A 14,230-nucleotide genomic window follows, 5' to 3' on the forward strand; every position below is an offset into this window, starting at 1 on the left:
TTGATGTGTCGGGCGAATGCGTCAGTGTCTACAGGTGTCTACAGGTGTAAAACGTCGCAGTAAGTGGGATGCTAAGCGCAACGATAACGGGTACTGAGTATGAACTTCGGCGCACATGTCGCAGGCTTGATAAAGGACGTCAATAGCGCGCTGGAAAAGGACAAAGAGGCGCTGGTAGATGATTTTGTAGCGTTGCTGGCGCGAGCAAAATCACTGTTTAAAACGGACCTCTTTGATTTTTGGCTGTCGCAGTTAGCAGAGACTCCCTGTTCAGAACTCCCCATCACGCATTATGGCGTGGCTAACGCCAGACGCATGCTGTCGTATTTTGATAAGCGAAAGCGGGATACGGTGGCCTGGCTGATTGCTGATATTTGCGAAAATCTCTTCACCTACAGCAACAACGACGACGCCTGTCGAATGCAAAGCGATTTCCATTATTACTTCAATGTCTCCGCTGGCGCGGTGTTCAAGGAGAGTAAGCTTGGAGAGGTCCAGGGCTGCGCGCCCGAAAGCAGGGCGGACAGGCGGATCGCCAGGGTGTCCGATCTCTCTATTCCGCCTCAGGAACTCATCCCCTAGAGCTACCGTTTCCCTCAATCGGCGCCTAATTATTTTCGTTATCAAAAAGCTTCTGCAATCGGCTGTTTTGCCGCGTAAATTAACGCAGTTCACCTGATAGAGGCGAAAATTGCGACTTGCGTCCGCCGGTTTAATCTTCTACATATTAAGTATGGGGACTGTAACAATTCCCCAGTGCATTTCTCGCTGTAATCAGTGCTCAGGACGTCCCTGGAAGTAGGTGGGACAGGACCTTATAAGAAATAAATAGAAAAGGAGACTGCTATGGCGGACACTCAGAGAACGCAGAACGTCGTTAAGCTTATGAAGGAGTACATCGAGCAACTGGAGCAAAGTGGAGAACTCGAGCGTCTGTTGGAACTCTCCCGGGCGCCCGGCGATAACGATCTGGAGTTGGCCGAACACTACAGTCGTGATCGGCGCTATACTCTCCGCCGCATTCGAGCGCGGGGAGCATGATAACTTTATCCACCGGAAACCTGCGGGTTATGGTTCCCGCGGGTTTCCCCGCTATCTGACGCAGCCCGCCTATGTCTTCTGGAATCGCCCTGCCTTTTTTCGATGAAATACACCAGTTGGCGGTGGATATCGTCAACGCTTCGGCGGAAGGCGACACCAAAGCGTTATGGAGCAATTATCAGGCGTTGCGAAAGCTGTGCGAAAACAACGAGTTCTCACCACGCAATCATCCTTTCCAGTGGGAGGCGTTGGCGGACTTTACCTGTGACCTCAATCAGGCGCTAAAGATCTATCGCAAGGCGCTTCGATACGCCAACGAGAAAAACCTGGTCGATTATTCCGCCTCCATTACTTTCGCCATGGCTAACCGGCTGTATGACGATGGCGAACGCGACGCCGCCCGCGAGCTGCTGGTGGAGGCCGACAAGTTGGCGCAGTCCACTAACGATCTGGAATTGAGAAGAGAAATCAGCGCGTTGCTGCTGGCCTGCTGCGAATAGACTTTTCCCCCTAATTAGTTTTTAGCTGGCGGCCGCCAGGACGATAATCCACGCCTATTGAGTTTGGGACCAGCCAACAAAGATTTTAATACGGCTTCTTGCGCACGCCGAGGCGAAACAGCAGGGGAGATATTCCCCAGTTGACCACGACAAAAGCGACAAAGATAACTCCAATTTGCAGCAACGACAGGCCGAGCGTCTGTTGATAGGCGGCCAGGGGCAATACGGTTTCTAAAAATTGATCCAGAAATGGCGCCCGACTGCTGGGTGTCAGATTGATGCGGCGTTTACAGAAACTGGTGATGAGATCTCCAAGCATCGCCAGCAGAGCGATGGCGCAGCCGGTCATCATGGAAAAGCCCAGCAATGGCGCAAACAGAGCGCTGATAAGGACCGCGGCGATGAGGCCCCGCCAGGTTTTTGCAGGGCCGAGCAGGGGACGGCCATCCTTGAAGCAGACGCCAAAATCAATGGCAAGGCCGCCACGATCACCCATTAGAAAACGGGCGAACACCGGGGCTCCATTAGCGATCAGTAAGAGCAGTAATACTCTCAGTTCAAGCATAGGGGCTGTAGTGGCGATGCCTAGTCGTCGACAGTCCCTAAAAGCTTAGCCGTGAATCACTGGCTTGTCAGACCGCGAGGCCCTCAGTCGGCGAGCAGGTGCGCGGTTTGAATGCTGTACAGGTGCTGATAAAGCCCCTCCAACGCCATCAGTTGACGATGGTCGCCTTCCTCCACCAGCTTGCCATGATGCAGGACGATGATTTTGTCGGCATGACGGATTGTGGACAGTCGGTGCGCGATGACGATTAACGTCACCTCGCCGTGCAGGCGGTTAACCGCTTGCTGCACCCGCGCTTCACTTTCGCTGTCCACCGTGGCGGTCGCCTCGTCGAGAATCAATACTTTGGGCTTGCGCAGTAACGCCCGCGCCAGCGCCACCAAATGACGCTCGCCGTTGGACAACCTTCCGCCGCGCTCGCCAAGAGGCGTGGCCAACCCCTGGGGCAGGCGTTGCAGCATGCTTTGGAGTCCGGCTTTGGTCAGCGCGTCGATCATCTCCTGTTCGCTGTAGTTGCGGTCCAGACGCAGGTTGTCCGCCAGTGAGCCCTGGAACAGGAACGGTTCCTGCTCCACCAGACACACATCCTGACGCAGACTGGCGGCGGAGATGGCGTTAAGCGGCTGATCGTCGATCAGGATTTCGCCCTGCTTGACCGGATAAAACCGGATCAGCAATTGCATCAGCGTACTTTTACCGCTGCCGGTGCGTCCGACCACGCCCAGCATGCCGCCGGCGGGAATATCCAGAGACACATCCTGCAATACCAGAGTTTCGCCGTTATAACTGAAATTGACATTGCGCAGGGTGATGCGGCCTTCCTTGATCTGGCCGACGCCATCGTAGCGCTCCGGCTCCGTATCCAGCAGTTCAAATACCCGCTGCCCGGCCACCAGAGACTGCTGCATGATGTTGAGGCGCTGGGTCAGCTCGATCAGTGGTTCGACGAAGCGGCCCAGATAGCTGATGAAGGCGTACAACACGCCAATCTCCACGGCGTCTTGCAGAGACTGGTTACCAAAGAAGTACACGATGGACGCCAGGGTCGCCATGGAGAACATGTCGATCAGGGCGCGCAACATCAGGCCGTCCAGTTTGACGTTCTTCACCCGCCAGCGGAAGTGTTCCTGAACGGTGCCGCGAAAGCGCTCATTGAAACGCTTTTGCTGATTCAGCAGCTGGATAATCGGCATACCGTTGAGGGACTCGTGCAACTGCGCGTTGATATCGCTGAGCAGTGCGCGCACCCTCTGGAACATAGGCGTGCTGAGGCGTTGATACATCACCATGGCGCCCACCACCAGCGGCATCAACGCCAGACACACCAGCATAAGGCGGAAATCGAGCACGGCCATCATGATGAAGATGCCGGTGACCAGCACTACATTGGTGATGAAGTTGGCGATGACGTTGAGGAACAGCTCTTTGATGGCCTCTGTGTCATTGCTCAGGCGCGACACTAGCGCGCCGGTGGCGCTCTTGTCAAAATAGGACACTGGACGCGACAGCACGCTGTGAAACACGTCTTTGCGTAGTTTCTCCACCACTTGCAGAGCGATGCGACTGAACACCAGTGGCGCGCCATAGTGCGCCAGAGATCCTATTAACAATGACGTCACGTAGAACACGAACAGTTGCACGGAGCCTGAGTCCAGATAACGTCCGTGCGACAGATAATCGTCGATAAAATGCTTGATCAGGTAAGGCCCCAAGACATCCATCGCCGTCGCCAGCAAGAGAATGGCGCAGCCGCCCATCCATAATTTCTTCCAGCTCGCGCTGGCGGCTAACAACCGTTTAAACACCCGCCACTGCATGAACCTATCCAACCCCGTACTTTGTTTATTCTATACTTATTAATTCAATAACCGGCCGCCGCAAACCAATGTTGAGCGGCCATGCTTTGTTCAGCGGTTACTCTTGTTGTACGACCCTGTCTTGCGGCTGCAGTCGGTCCAGATCCTGCTCGATCTGCTGCAGTTCATAAATCTGGCTGTACCAGCCGGCCTGCGCCACCAGTTCACTGTGATTGCCCTGTTCCCGAATATGCCCCTGGTCCAGCACCAGAATCTTATCGGCGTGACGCAGGGCGGACAGCCGATGGGAAACGATGATGGTCGTGGTGTCGCGGCGCGCTTCCTTCAGGTGTTGCAGGATGCGGTTTTCCGTGCCGGTATCCACAGCCGACAGCGCGTCGTCCAGGATCAGTACAGGCGCCTCGATAAGCAGCGCCCGCGACAACGCCAGACGTTGCTTCTGCCCACCGGACAAGGTGACGCCACGTTCGCCGACAACGGTGTCATAGCCGTTTTGGAACAGCTCGATATCCTCATGCAGGGCTGCGAGCCCCGCCGCTTTTTCGACTTCTTCGCGGCTGGCTTCCGGACGGCCCAGGGACAGGTTCTCCCGCACGGTGGTGGAGAACAGGAAAGGCTCCTGAGGCACATAGGCGATATGCGCGCGAAACGCCGCCTGTTGATAGCGCTCCACAGACTCGCCGCCCCAGGCCACTGACCCGGGCGGCAACGCGTATTGACGCAGGAGAAGCTTGATCAGAGTGGTTTTGCCTGATCCGGTGGGTCCGGTTATTCCTAGTGTTTTTCCCGCCGCCAGATGAAAGTGGATGTCCCGCAGCGCCGCTTGTAGGGAAACCGTGCTCTGTTCCGCGTCGCCCGCAATGGGTTCCTGATCAGGGTAATGAAATTCGTTGATGGCCACCTGCAGAGAGGTGTCCGACAGGGACTTCAGTTCGCCGGTATCGGGTATCTGCGGCGCCTCCGCCAGCAAACGATTGATGCGATCGTAAGCGGCGGAACCGCGCTCGGCGATATTCAGCATCCAGCCGAATGCGAACATGGGCCAGATCAGGTAGCCCAGGTACATAGTGAAGCTGGTGAGCTCACCCAACGTCAGCGTTTGCTGGTGAATCAGCCAGCCGCCATAGGTGACGGCGGACAGGAACGACGCGCCGATGGTCAGCACGATGGTGGGCTCGTACTTGGCGTCAGTGGCGGCCACTTTCATGTAAGCCTGGGTGGCGGTTTCCGCGGTTTCCGCGAACTGCCGCGCCATGGCCTCTTCCTGACCATAGGCTTTGATGGTGCGAATGCCGGAGATCGCTTCCTGACTCAGCTCCGTCAACGCGCCGAAGGAAGCTTGCGCGTCCGAAAATCCGGTATGCAGGCTGCGGCCGAACTGATACATGAAGATCGCCATGATCGGCCAGGGCAGCAGCGCCACCAGGGTAAGGTCCCAGCTCAGGGTGATCATCATAACCGCCAGCACGATGACGCCGGTCAGCAGGCCGTCAAACGTGGCCAGAATGCCTTCGCCCGCGGTCATCTGCAGGGCTTCGACGTCGTTGGTGGCGTGGGCCATGAGGTCGCCAGTGGTGTGTTTGCGGAAGTACTGCGGCGACATGGTGGTCCAGTGTCGGTATAGATCCTGCCGGGTTTCCGCCGCCAGCTTATGGGAGGCTCCGAACAGGAAGATCCGCCACAGCACGCGGAAGATATAGATCAACACCGCCAGCCCCAGCAGTTCGCCTACTGTCATCATCAGGTAGTCCGCATCCAGCGTCTGCTGCGCGATGCGATCCACAAACTCGCCGATCAGGTGAGGCGGCAGCATCAGCAATAGCGCCACCAGCGTTAGCATAACCACCGCCGCGAGATAGGGCGGCCAGTTGCGCAGGAAAAATCCCCGCAATTCCCAGAATATTTTCATTGGCTTTAACTGAAACTAAACGGCTCAGGTGTGCTGAGCAGGTAGATGATGAATGCGACCAGCAATGCGACGCTAAGGCTGATCCAGAGCCAGGGCGTCCGACGCTTGGGCGGTGCGGGCATGATCTGCTTTTCCAGATAGACGGCGAGCATGTCCATGTTGCGCTGATTGGCTTTCCAGTAAATATCGAAGGCGTCGCCGATCAGCGGCGCCGCGCCGCCGAACACCTCGCCGCCGATATTGGCGAGCATGCGCAGCAGCAGTCTTTTCGGCGCTTTGATGCGCCAGGCTTGCCACAACAAGTACAGGGACAGGCAACCGCCGACAATATCCCCCACCAGCGGCACAAGGCCGATCAGGGAGTCCCATCCGACGCGCACGCCAAGAACCGGAATGCGGAACTGAGCGTCCAGACGATACGCAAGCTTCCGCAAACGGGTCAGCGTTGCGCGCTGCTCGACGGAAATAGGCGTATGGGGCGTTGGTTCAGACATAGGGAGATGCAAATCCATCGTTATATTCGCGATCCTGCTGCGTCCATCGGTGGGCCGCAAAGATAGCCATTGTGCGGAGATAAGTCGCCGCTGGCAACCGTGTTTTTCGTCTTCCGGTGGTTTGCTTTTGGCGTGGGCGACGGCACAATACGGCGGGTTATCAGCCGCTTAGCATTTACCATTGCGACCCGTCAGATGGGCGCAGCTGCAACCTATAGTGTGCGAAAGCGCTCAGGTGAATAGTGCGCAAAAGCCCTCAGGTGAACGCCCGGGCGGAAGCGGCGACAAATCGACAAACGTAAGAATAGGCGTGTGTAAGCATAAACAAGAGCAAGAATAACAGGAGACCGGTATGGCGTCCGAGCAGCGCTGCAGTTGGTGTGGGAACGATCCTCAATATGTAAGCTACCACGATCATGTCTGGGGACGACCGGTGAAGGACTCTCAGGAGCTGTTCGCCAAGTTATGCCTGGATGGTCAGCAGGCGGGATTGTCCTGGATTACGATCCTGCGCAAACAGAAAAATTACGAAGAAGCCTTCGCGGATTTCGACCCGGAGGCCATCGTGCGCTTCACCGAAGAGGACGTCGAGCGCCTGTTGCAGAACCCCGGTATTGTGCGCAACCGCTTGAAAGTCCAGTCTATTATCAAGAACGCCCGCGGCTATCTGGCGCTCAGAGATCAGGGGATCGAATTCTCGCATTTTCTCTGGGACTTCGTGGGCGGCAAGCCTATCGTCAATCATCTGGAGTCCATGCAACAGGCGCCCACCAGTACGGAAGTGTCTGACGCCATGTCCAAGGCGCTGAAAAAGGCGGGCTTCACCTTTGTGGGAACCACCATCGTATACGCCTTCATGCAGGCTGTGGGAATGGTGAATGACCATATGACGTTCTGTCCCCAGCATCGCGAGTGCGCGGAGCTGGCGGCGAAATTCAGCCTTTAAGGGTGATGGCGTCGCGACGGCGCAAAGTGGGAAGGCGCAAAATTGCGTTCCCGCTCGGTGTCCGCGCTGCGCAGGTGTGTTATCTTGGGCGCCCTTGCCGAAACGGTCGCCCGCTGAAGGCGTTGCGGAGCCTTTAATCCAATCGTTGTCCGGAGCTTTTTATGCTGAGTTTTCTGCCAGCCCCCCTCGTCGGCTGCCTGGCTTCATTGTCCCTGGCGATCAATACCATTTTCTGGTGTACGCTGCTGTACATCCCGGCCATTCTCAAGCTGATCATTCCCATTCCCGCATGGCGTAAGGCCTGCACCCGCCTGATTATCCTGATTTCCGAAGCCTGGATCGCCTGCAACAGCGGCTGGATGAGCCTGACGCAGCGCACTCAGTGGAAGGTGGAAGGCCTGGAGGAACTGCAGCGGGAGGGCTGGTATCTGGTGGTCTGCAACCATCAAAGCTGGGTGGATATTTTCGCCATGCAGCACGTGCTTAACCGACGCATTCCTTTTCTTAAATTTTTCCTGAAAAAAGATCTGATCTGGGTGCCCGTCATCGGATTGGCCTGGTGGGGACTGGATTTTCCTTTCATGAGCCGACACACCCCGGAGCAAATCGCCAAGCGTCCCGAGCTGAAAGGCAAGGACATGGAAACCACACGCAAAGCCTGTGAAAAGTTCCGCACGACGCCGGTAAGCGTGATGAACTTTGTCGAAGGCACCCGTTTCACCAAACGCAAACACGAACGCCAGCAGTCTCCCTATCAGTATCTGTTGAAGCCTAAGCTGGGCGGCGTGGCCTTTGTCCTGAGCGCTATGGGGGAATACATTCCCACCATGGTGGACATTACCATTCACTATCCCGGCGGCGCGCCGCGTCTGCGCGATTTTATGTGCGGTCGCGTGCCGGCGGTGGAAATGTACATTCGCCGCATCGCCATCCCCGAGGCGCTGAAGAGCCGCAATGTCGACGACGAGGCATTCAAACAGGAATTCAAAGAGTGGATGACGGCGTTATGGCGTGAAAAAGACGCCAAACTGGCGGCGCTTAATCAGTCAAAGCAAGCCTGAGTCCGCCTGTGTCGCAGTCCAGTCACTTAAAAGCGGATGTCTTGCTGTTGTTGGTTACTCTTTTGGCCGCCGCCGGTTGGATCTTCTCCAAGGAAGCGCTGGCCGGGTTGCCGCCTTTGTTGTTCATCGGTATACGCTTTTTCTGCGCCGGTGTGATCCTGGCGGCGGTGGGGCGGCGCGCGCTGATGTCGCTGTCCGCGAAGCAGTTACGGATCGCACTGTCTACCGGCGTGTTGTTCGCCGCGGCCATGTGTCTGTGGATCTCCGGGCTGTTTTACGGTGACCATGTGGGGGAAGGGGCCTTCATCACCAGTCTGGCCATGGTGCTGGCGCCTTTGGTGTCTCGCGTTATCTTCGGGGAAAAACTGGCGCTCGCCACCTGGCTGGCGTTACCTGTCGCTACTTGCGGGCTGGCGTTGCTGTCATTGCGCAATGGCCTGCATCCTGGATTGGGACAGTTGTTTTTTCTTGCCTCTGCGGTGCTGTTTTCGCTCAACTTCACCTTGAATACCCACATGTCTGCGAAAGTGCCGGTCATCGCTCTGACCACCGTGCAGCTATTGACCGTCGGCGTCACGGCCTCGGGACTGTCCCTGGCGCTGGAAGAGTGGCCTCAGCAGGTCAGCGCCGGCATCTGGGGATGGGTGGCCGCCAGCGCCGTCATCGCCACCAGCCTGCGTTTCTTTTTACAGACCTTTGCGCAGAGCCTGACGCCCGTCAGCCATGCGGCGGTGATCATGACCATGGAGCCGGTGTTCACCACCCTGATGGCTTTGTTATGGTTGGGAGAAACCATGTCCGGCATGCAGATGCTGGGCTGTTTCCTGATATTCTCTGCGCTATTGATCAACCGCTGGCGCGCGGTGCGCGTGGCGTTTAAGGGATTGATGCGCTGAGACAGAGGAGAGACCACGAATGATTGAAATGACCCGGGATGAAAAACAGCAACTGGTTGCGAAAGTGAAAGACTACTTCGCCAGTGAGCTGGATCAGGAGATTGGCGGTTTTCAGGCGGAATTTCTTATCGACTTCTTCGTGCGGGAAATCGGTCCGCGGGCCTACAACAAAGCCCTGGACGAAGCGGAAAATATCATTCGCATGCAGGTGGAAAGCATCAGCGATGCGCTGTATGAGCTGCAACAGGCGCCCGCGGATTGATCGGACCGTCCGCGGGGAGTTCTTTAGTAGACGCTGTTGCGGCGAGCGCGCTGACCGATGACCGCCAGCGCCGCCACCCGGTAGGCTTCCGCCAGAGTGGGGAAGTTGAAGATACTCTCCACGAAAATATCCACGTCGGACTTGGAGAGCAGCGCCATTTGTCCGATGTGTATGAGTTCGGTGGCTTCCTCGCCAACGATTTGTACGCCCAATAGACGACGTCCTTCGGCGTCGCACACCAGTTTCAACATGCCGTCCTGATTGCCGGAAATATGGCCGCGGGCGATTTCCGCAAAGGGCGCCCGTCCCACGATGATCTGACCATGCGCTTTGCGCGCTTCCTGTTCGCTCATGCCCACGGAAGACAACTCCGGCACCCCATAGATGCCCACGGGAATCATCTCCGGCATGCTGCCCACTTCCAGCCCGATGGCGTTGCAGGCGGCGCGGCGGCCTTGTTCCATGGACGCGGAGGCCAGCGACGGCGGACCGATAACATCGCCGGCGGCGAAGATATTCGGCACCCGGGTGCGTAATTGACCGTCCACAGGAATCACGCCGCGTTCGTCCAGCTCCAGGCCTGCGTTATCGATATCTAGATCATTGACGTTGGCCACTCTGCCGGCGGCGCACAGTAATTTCTGGGTGATGATGGTGCGGCCATCCTCCAGTTCGGTGATTACGTCGTTAACGCCATCGAAATATACCCGTTTCACCACGCTGCTCCCCATCCACACGCCGCCCATGTCCTGGAAGGCGTTGACGAAGTTATCGGTCAGATCCTTGTCGAGGAAGCCCAGCGGACGGGGATAGCGGTCAATCATAATGACGCGCACGCCCAACGCCTGAAATATGGAGGCGTATTCACTGGCGATAACGCCGCCGCCCAGCACCGCCAGACTTTTGGGCAGATACAACATAGACAGCACGGAATCGCTGTCGAAGATGTTCTCATGATCGATCGGCACCTGATCCGGTTTACGAGGGAAGGAACCGGTGGCGATGACCACATAATCCGTGGCCAGCACCTGCTTTTCGCCTCGGACGGAGGTCACCTCCACTTCATTCGGACTCAGAAACCGGGCGCGGCCGTGAATGCGCTTGATGGCGTTGCGGTCGATCTGTCGGCGCATGTATTCGTCATGGGACTTCATGACGTCATCAAGGCGGTCGATCAGTGTCGCCATTTCCAGATCTTCACTGAGCTTGAAGCGAAACAAGGCGGCGTTTTTGCGCATGTTGTTTACGCGCAGTGCGTTCTCACGCAGCGTTTTGCTGGGGATGGTGCCGCGATGGACGCAGGCGCCGCCGAGCAGGGCGTCGCGCTCGATCAGGGCGACCCGTTTGCCGGCCTTGGACGCCTGCACCGCCGCTTTCTGGCCGGCGGGGCCGCTGCCGATGACGATAATGTCGAAGTCGCTCATGCGCGCATGGCCTCCAGCCCCTGATTCACGGTGTCGGACTGTTCATACAGCTCAGCCACCTCATCCGGATACAGGTTCAAATCCGCCATGGCGGGTAAGGCCAGCAAGGTATCTTTGTCCGGTTCATTAAACAGGAAGTGGGAGGCGAACTGTTTGCCGGCGCGGATTAATTTCGCCTGATCCTTGCCGTTGCCTGCTTCCTGGTAGTCGTCTTGATGCGTCACTGCGTCGATGATCAGTTCCGGCATGCGCCAGTGCTCTAACGCCAAACGGGCGGCGTCCAGATGCAGTTCGTCGACGATCTCCAGCAGCAGGTCCAGCTCCGGCTGCAGCTCTTCCGCCCCAGCTACGTCCAGGGTTTCCTGCAACATGATGGGTTTGCCCACCGAGTGCAGCAACCCGCACAGGAACGCCGCCTCCACATTCATCCGCGCGCGCCGGGCGATTTCCTTGCACCATAGCGCAGTGGCCAGGGCGTGGCGCCACATAGCTCCGATGCGATCTTCGTAGCCGGGAGCCTTGAACATACGGGCGTTGATGGAGGCGGCCAGGGCGATGTCGCGAATCGACACCATGCCGAGGCGGGCGATGGCCTGTTGCAAGGACACAATGGAGGCGTTGGGAGAGTATGCGGCGGAGTTGGCGATACGCATCACCCGCGCCGCCAGAGCCTGATCCCCCTGAATCACCTTGACCAGCTCGGACGCGCTGGAGTCAGGGTTGTTGGTGATGGCGATCACTTTCTGCGCCACTTCCGGCAGCATCGGGATATCCAGGTTGCCCGCCTGGATACGGGAATCCAGCTCCCGGGTCAATGGATCAGCGGAGGAATGGGTATCTGGCACGGGTGACTAACTCCATGTTTTATTTATTTTTCAGTGTAGACTATGCGTGGCCGATTGCGCTTGGAAATGAACCCCGTCCAGGGGCCGGATGGATTATTTGCTTGCTGTGTCCGATTATGTATGCTTCTGTTTTTAATTATAAAGGTGATGGATGCCTGTGCTTCGTTTCATAATGATCCTCCTTACTTTCACTATGGCTGGCGGTATGGCTGGATGTTCAACGGACAATGGCGACGGAAGCAGATTCGAGGCGCTGATGACGGCTTCCAAGCAAGAGAGGGAAAAGGCCAGTCAGGATCTGCAGAAAATCTCCAAGTCTTTTTCCGACGGCAAAACTTCCCGTGAAAATATGAGTGAACAGGTGCTGACTCAGCTGGAAGTCAAAGTGCGTAATGGAGAAGATGCGTCGGCGGAACGCCAGCAGATTCAGGCGCTGGCTGAGCAGATCAAGCGCGAGTCCGATGCGGTGCTATCTGCGGTGGACAACCTGTTCAATGAATCCGTGAAAGCCCTGGCCCTGGCCTCCGCCGCCTATGATCTGTGTGGTATTGAAGGCGAGCGCGCTAACCTGGTCGCCATCGTCAGGAAAATGGATAACCACCCTGACCGCAAATACAACGCTGAAGACGCGTACTGGAAGTTCAAATGGGAGTTCCAGAACGAGTTGAAGGAAGGCGATGTGGAAACCGAGTGTAAGTACTTCCTCAGCCAGAAAGACGAGCTGGAAGCCAGCTTTGAGCTGGCGTTCCAGGCGATGAGCTATTCAAAGAACCTGCATCCGCAAGGCGCGGATACGGTCACGCCCTGATCTAACGACGGGATGACAGGGTCAGATCCAGTGTATGGCTCTGGCCCGGCTCCAACTCGATATAGTCGTTCAGCAGCTTCCCGGTCTCCACGCACAGCATCTGTTTGTAGCTGTCCGGCGAGAACTGGGATAGACGTTTACTCTTCTCAGTCCAGGGATTCCATACCACAGCGGAACGGCTATCGGCGGATTCCAGGACGATGAAACGCTCCCACTTTTTATCATGAATGCGCAGTATCGCTGGCGTATCGTAGTAAATGCGATCCACTTCCTCTGTGATGTGCAGAGGGCCGTCCTGCTTATGCAGGCTCCACCCGCGCAGCGAGTCGATGTAGGGTAGGTCGTCCAGGTCCAGCACGCTGACCTGCTGGATATCCGACACGGCGAAATAGGTATGCAGGGCGCAACTCAAGTGCTTGGGCTGATCTGACAGATTGAATGACTGCAGCTCCATTTTCATCACCGCCCCCAGCCGGTAGGTGACCACCGCCTTCAGGCCCAAGGGATCGGCGCTTAGCTCAAAAGCGATGGTGGTGCTGGTTTCATCTTCAGAAATGCTCAACAGGCGCCATAACGCATTGCGCGCCACACCGTGAGCGGGGGCTTCCTGTATTGGAAAACTGTTGCGCACGGGGTCTGCATTGCGCTCCAGAAAGGCGAACCAGGGCCAGCAAATGGGGATTCCCTGACGTACGGCTTCCCCTTTCTGATAGGCCACGTCTGGGTTGCGCCATAAAACGGGATGTTCGCCGTGGGGAGCATAGCTGATTAACTGGCCGCCCTGCAGGGTCAGGCTGGCGGAGCACTCAGGGCGCTCAATTTCAATCAGATCAAGGCCGTCGACGTGTTTAATTGTCACCGAGTCGTACATCCCTGCGTCATGGTTCTGGCTCATATCAATCACCACCTCTAATAGGAAGCGGAGCGCTTAACACCGGGCGCGCCGCCTGCTGAGTCGTCTTTTTATAATCGTCAGTTTAATCTGCTTTGTCATCAGAGAGATAGACGTCTCTGATCGGTAAGCCGACGCGCGTTACTTGAATAATTGCGCCATCGGTTTGAAGCGTTCGCCAGCGGCTTCTTTCTGCAGTTCAAACAGGACCATTTCCACGCTGGACGGCGTCGCCCCCAACGCCTGCATGCGCTGCAAACCCAGCTCACGATTGGCGGGATCACGGGAGGATATGGCGTCGTTGATCAGGGTGACGTCATATCCAGCCTCAATCAAATGATAGGCGGATTGATAGACGCACACATGGCTTTCAATGCCCGTCAGCAACACCCGCTTTCTGCCGCTCTTTTGCAACGCTTCCACGAAGCGGGGCTCGCCGTAGCAGCTGAACGCATGCTTGGGGATTGGGCGCAGGTCCGGGAGCAACTCGGTGATTTCTGGAATGGTGGGGCCGAGCTTTTCTGGTAGTTGTTCCATCCATAGTATTGGAATATCAAACAACAAAGCGCCTTTGATCATGCGTTGCAACTGAGAGAACAGTTTTTCTTTCTCGTGCATGAGCTGAGCGAGTTTGCCCTGGATATCCACCAGAACCAGTACGCAGTCTTTCGCTTCAAGCCATTGGTAGGCGGCGGTCATGATAGTCATTCTCCTTTCTTGGAAATCGGTACGGACGTAGTGCGGACGCAGTGCGGACGCAGTGCTGAATG

The 14,230-nt window shown here is 56.8% G+C and carries 16 protein-coding genes; 8 read left to right on the top strand and 8 right to left on the bottom strand.

The features are described from left to right. Positions 1-99 precede the first annotated feature (99 nt). The 3 genes from ONV78_RS28210 (at position 100) to ONV78_RS28220 (ending at position 1,541) form a co-directional block, all read left to right on the top strand. Positions 100-582 carry a hypothetical protein gene (locus ONV78_RS28210; RefSeq protein ID WP_279507871.1) on the top strand — a complete coding sequence of 161 codons (483 nt, stop codon included), beginning with the start codon at positions 100-102 and terminating at the stop codon, positions 580-582. A 264-nt stretch (positions 583-846) separates the two neighbouring features. Further along, entirely contained in the window at positions 847-1,041 is a 195-nt protein-coding gene (locus tag ONV78_RS28215; RefSeq protein WP_216737323.1) for a hypothetical protein, read from the top strand. Positions 1,042-1,112: 71 nt separating this feature from the next. After that, on the top strand, positions 1,113-1,541 hold the full coding sequence (locus ONV78_RS28220; protein WP_279507872.1) for a tetratricopeptide repeat protein: 429 nt from the start codon (positions 1,113-1,115) through the stop codon (positions 1,539-1,541). An 85-nt stretch (positions 1,542-1,626) separates the two neighbouring features. Here the strand turns inward: ONV78_RS28220 and ONV78_RS28225 are convergent, their stop codons facing one another. From ONV78_RS28225 to ONV78_RS28240, 4 genes are all read right to left on the bottom strand, one after another. Further along, on the bottom strand, positions 1,627-2,106 hold the full coding sequence (locus ONV78_RS28225; RefSeq protein WP_279507873.1) for a CDP-archaeol synthase: 480 nt from the start codon (positions 2,104-2,106) through the stop codon (positions 1,627-1,629). An 83-nt stretch (positions 2,107-2,189) separates the two neighbouring features. Then, complete coding sequence (locus ONV78_RS28230; RefSeq protein ID WP_279507874.1) at positions 2,190-3,923, bottom strand: ABC transporter transmembrane domain-containing protein; 1,734 nt, start codon at positions 3,921-3,923, stop codon at positions 2,190-2,192. Between the two features lie 97 nt (positions 3,924-4,020). Continuing rightward, positions 4,021-5,832 (bottom strand): ABC transporter transmembrane domain-containing protein, encoded by a 1,812-nt coding sequence (locus ONV78_RS28235; protein WP_279507875.1) that lies wholly within the window; start codon positions 5,830-5,832, stop codon positions 4,021-4,023. A gap of 5 nt (positions 5,833-5,837) precedes the next feature. Next, on the bottom strand, positions 5,838-6,326 hold the full coding sequence (locus tag ONV78_RS28240; RefSeq protein WP_279507876.1) for a DUF4112 domain-containing protein: 489 nt from the start codon (positions 6,324-6,326) through the stop codon (positions 5,838-5,840). Positions 6,327-6,678: 352 nt separating this feature from the next. Here ONV78_RS28240 and ONV78_RS28245 point away from each other — a divergent pair, with 352 nt between their 5' ends. The 4 genes from ONV78_RS28245 to ONV78_RS28260 all read left to right on the top strand — a co-directional run bounded on the left by ONV78_RS28245 (position 6,679) and on the right by ONV78_RS28260 (position 9,491). Continuing rightward, entirely contained in the window at positions 6,679-7,272 is a 594-nt protein-coding gene (locus ONV78_RS28245; protein WP_279507877.1) for a DNA-3-methyladenine glycosylase I, read from the top strand. Between the two features lie 161 nt (positions 7,273-7,433). Beyond that, the gene (locus ONV78_RS28250; RefSeq protein WP_216737330.1) at positions 7,434-8,333 is read left to right on the top strand and encodes an acyltransferase; all 900 of its coding nucleotides are present in this window, start codon (positions 7,434-7,436) and stop codon (positions 8,331-8,333) included. A gap of 8 nt (positions 8,334-8,341) precedes the next feature. Next, entirely contained in the window at positions 8,342-9,229 is an 888-nt protein-coding gene (locus ONV78_RS28255; protein ID WP_216737331.1) for a DMT family transporter, read from the top strand. 19 nt (positions 9,230-9,248) lie between these two features. Continuing rightward, positions 9,249-9,491, top strand: a complete 243-nt coding sequence (locus ONV78_RS28260) for a DUF2164 domain-containing protein (RefSeq protein ID WP_279507878.1) — start codon at positions 9,249-9,251, stop codon at positions 9,489-9,491. Between the two features lie 23 nt (positions 9,492-9,514). Here the strand turns inward: ONV78_RS28260 and sthA are convergent, their stop codons facing one another. Both sthA and ONV78_RS28270 read right to left on the bottom strand, forming a co-directional pair. Further along, positions 9,515-10,915 carry a Si-specific NAD(P)(+) transhydrogenase gene (sthA, locus tag ONV78_RS28265; protein ID WP_279507879.1) on the bottom strand — a complete coding sequence of 467 codons (1,401 nt, stop codon included), beginning with the start codon at positions 10,913-10,915 and terminating at the stop codon, positions 9,515-9,517. After that, on the bottom strand, positions 10,912-11,760 hold the full coding sequence (locus ONV78_RS28270; protein WP_279507880.1) for an HDOD domain-containing protein: 849 nt from the start codon (positions 11,758-11,760) through the stop codon (positions 10,912-10,914). Before ONV78_RS28270 ends, sthA begins: the two co-directional genes overlap by 4 nt. Before the next feature lie 205 nt (positions 11,761-11,965). Between ONV78_RS28270 and ONV78_RS28275 the strand changes: the two genes are divergently transcribed. Beyond that, positions 11,966-12,568, top strand: a complete 603-nt coding sequence (locus tag ONV78_RS28275; RefSeq protein WP_216737335.1) for a hypothetical protein — start codon at positions 11,966-11,968, stop codon at positions 12,566-12,568. 1 nt (position 12,569) lies between these two features. Here the strand turns inward: ONV78_RS28275 and ONV78_RS28280 are convergent, their stop codons facing one another. Beyond that, positions 12,570-13,463, bottom strand: a complete 894-nt coding sequence (locus ONV78_RS28280; RefSeq protein WP_279507881.1) for a D-hexose-6-phosphate mutarotase — start codon at positions 13,461-13,463, stop codon at positions 12,570-12,572. Positions 13,464-13,601: 138 nt separating this feature from the next. Continuing rightward, entirely contained in the window at positions 13,602-14,168 is a 567-nt protein-coding gene (locus ONV78_RS28285; RefSeq protein WP_279507883.1) for a hydrolase, read from the bottom strand. Positions 14,169-14,230 lie beyond the last annotated feature (62 nt).

Source organism: Hahella sp. CR1 (assembly GCF_029813005.1).
Classification (GTDB): Bacteria; Pseudomonadota; Gammaproteobacteria; order Pseudomonadales; family Oleiphilaceae; genus Hahella.

What these genes read in the sequence shown, in the direction of transcription:
- ONV78_RS28245 (WP_279507877.1), top strand. Translation starts at nt 6,679, where the DNA reads ATGGCGTCCGAGCAGCGCTGCAGTTGGTGTGGGAACGATCCTCAATAT.
- sthA (WP_279507879.1), bottom strand. Translation starts at nt 10,915, where the DNA reads ATGAGCGACTTCGACATTATCGTCATCGGCAGCGGCCCCGCCGGCCAG.
- ONV78_RS28230 (WP_279507874.1), bottom strand. Translation starts at nt 3,923, where the DNA reads ATGCAGTGGCGGGTGTTTAAACGGTTGTTAGCCGCCAGCGCGAGCTGG.
- ONV78_RS28240 (WP_279507876.1), bottom strand. Translation starts at nt 6,326, where the DNA reads ATGTCTGAACCAACGCCCCATACGCCTATTTCCGTCGAGCAGCGCGCA.
- ONV78_RS28215 (WP_216737323.1), top strand. Translation starts at nt 847, where the DNA reads ATGGCGGACACTCAGAGAACGCAGAACGTCGTTAAGCTTATGAAGGAG.
- ONV78_RS28285 (WP_279507883.1), bottom strand. Translation starts at nt 14,168, where the DNA reads ATGACTATCATGACCGCCGCCTACCAATGGCTTGAAGCGAAAGACTGC.
- ONV78_RS28280 (WP_279507881.1), bottom strand. Translation starts at nt 13,463, where the DNA reads ATGAGCCAGAACCATGACGCAGGGATGTACGACTCGGTGACAATTAAA.
- ONV78_RS28260 (WP_279507878.1), top strand. Translation starts at nt 9,249, where the DNA reads ATGATTGAAATGACCCGGGATGAAAAACAGCAACTGGTTGCGAAAGTG.
- ONV78_RS28210 (WP_279507871.1), top strand. Translation starts at nt 100, where the DNA reads ATGAACTTCGGCGCACATGTCGCAGGCTTGATAAAGGACGTCAATAGC.
- ONV78_RS28250 (WP_216737330.1), top strand. Translation starts at nt 7,434, where the DNA reads ATGCTGAGTTTTCTGCCAGCCCCCCTCGTCGGCTGCCTGGCTTCATTG.
- ONV78_RS28225 (WP_279507873.1), bottom strand. Translation starts at nt 2,106, where the DNA reads ATGCTTGAACTGAGAGTATTACTGCTCTTACTGATCGCTAATGGAGCC.
- ONV78_RS28235 (WP_279507875.1), bottom strand. Translation starts at nt 5,832, where the DNA reads ATGAAAATATTCTGGGAATTGCGGGGATTTTTCCTGCGCAACTGGCCG.
- ONV78_RS28220 (WP_279507872.1), top strand. Translation starts at nt 1,113, where the DNA reads ATGTCTTCTGGAATCGCCCTGCCTTTTTTCGATGAAATACACCAGTTG.
- ONV78_RS28275 (WP_216737335.1), top strand. Translation starts at nt 11,966, where the DNA reads ATGGCTGGATGTTCAACGGACAATGGCGACGGAAGCAGATTCGAGGCG.